Source organism: Synechococcus sp. W60.3, assembly GCF_047502615.1.
Lineage (GTDB): Bacteria > Cyanobacteriota > Cyanobacteriia > Thermostichales > Thermostichaceae > Thermostichus.
The window spans coordinates 1-1,776 of sequence record NZ_JANSHJ010000078.1; the positions used below are offsets into that span (position 1 = coordinate 1).

Sequence of the window (1,776 nt, forward strand, 5' to 3'; positions counted from 1 at the left end):
GTGATCATCTGGGGACGGGGACGCTGGGTGATGTTTCCGTCCCCTTGCGGGGAAAAGGTAGGGATCAACGTTCGGATTAAAGGCCTTATCCCCCGTTCCTAATCCGGTGAGTTTCCGTCCCCTTGCGGGGAAAAGGTAGGGATCAACGGAGCTGGAAGAGCTAAAGGCTAGGTTGGGAATTTAGTGTGTTTCCGTCCCCTTGCGGGGAAAAGGTAGGGATCAACCTGCCTAAGGAGGTGTCTATGGGCTTTGAAAGACCCATAACGTTTCCGTCCCCTTGCGGGGAAAAGGTAGGGATCAACAGGCCTGAATGTGCGCAAGGACAAAGCTTCACAAGCCCTGTTTCCGTCCCCTTGCGGGGAAAAGGTAGGGATCAACTTGCCCAAAGACATGTTGGATCGTGCGGACCTGCTCCGCGTTTCCGTCCCCTTGCGGGGAAAAGGTAGGGATCAACTTCGGATGGCTGCACTTACAAATCGTGCGAAGCGTGTTTCCGTCCCCTTGCGGGGAAAAGGTAGGGATCAACGATCCGAGTTGCTTTGTCCGTGCAACTAGAAAGGACAAGTTTCCGTCCCCTTGCGGGGAAAAGGTAGGGATCAACGACAGCCCAGCGCTCTTTAATAATTGGTAACGCCTTTCGCAGTGCTGTTTCCGTCCCCTTGCGGGGAAAAGGTAGGGATCAACTACTCCTGTTCTTAACTTTTCGAATAGGTTTAGCTATGTCGTTTCCGTCCCCTTGCGGGGAAAAGGTAGGGATCAACCTGGCGCGACCGCGCTATTGGGCCCCCCGCTGGCTCATGGTTTCCGTCCCCTTGCGGGGAAAAGGTAGGGATCAACGCAGAAAGGAAGCAATGGCAGGCTTGTTTTTACACAGTTTCCGTCCCCTTGCGGGGAAAAGGTAGGGATCAACCCAGGATATCTCAGGGGTATCTCCAGAACATTCCCAGTATCGTTTCCGTCCCCTTGCGGGGAAAAGGTAGGGATCAACTGTGTAACTGGACCTAAACAAACTTTTCCTTCTGCGACGTTTCCGTCCCCTTGCGGGGAAAAGGTAGGGATCAACTACACCGGGGATGGCGTTGAATTTGTGGATGGTGAAGTTTCCGTCCCCTTGCGGGGAAAAGGTAGGGATCAACAGTAACTACATTTAATCCGTGTGGAGTATCAGAAGACTGGTTTCCGTCCCCTTGCGGGGAAAAGGTAGGGATCAACCCTACCCTCGGAAAAGCCTGAATTCATGAGGTTTTCAAGGTGCGTTCGCGAGGGAGTACGGAGATTCCTCGACACAGATATTAACATTGTCCTCGCGGCCAAGCGCAAGCGGGGAAATTGAGCTTGCTACGGCCATCATGTCACGTTTTTGGGCCAATCGGGGCAAAAGATCTAAAGTTTCCCTTAAAATCTTGTGCCGGCAGAGTCAGGCTGGTGATGGCTCGCCCCGACAGATCGCGCACAAAACTTTACAATTTCGGCCCGGTGGAGAGCCTCAGAAGATCAGGTAGTCCGGCGGCTCATAGGGGGGAGGCCCCCCGAAGACTTTGGCCTGCTTCTTGGCCGCGGCATCCAAAGGGTAGGCCCGCAGACTGTCTTCCTTGAGATTCAGCAGGGGCAACCACGACTGTTCCAGCTTGTTTTCCAACTCTGCAGTGTCCAGTGGGCATTCGAACACGGAGTATTGCACCCGCTGGCAACACTGTTCCAACTGCTTGGCCAACTGTTGTCGCCGCTTATCGTCCACCACGTCGTAGCAAACCAACCACAGCATCAGCGCAGCTC

1 protein-coding gene and 1 CRISPR repeat array are annotated in these 1,776 nt (G+C 54.1%); the gene reads right to left on the reverse strand.

Annotated features, from left to right (window positions below; all coding sequences use genetic code 11):
• Positions 1-32: 32 nt before the first annotated feature.
• Positions 33-1,212: direct repeats of the CRISPR family, unit length 37 nt; unit sequence GTTTCCGTCCCCTTGCGGGGAAAAGGTAGGGATCAAC.
• Positions 1,213-1,486: 274 nt separating this feature from the next.
• Positions 1,487-1,776: CRISPR-associated endonuclease Cas2 (cas2, locus tag NW846_RS12540; RefSeq protein WP_414516200.1), on the reverse strand; the 290-nt coding region annotated here is incomplete at its 5' end.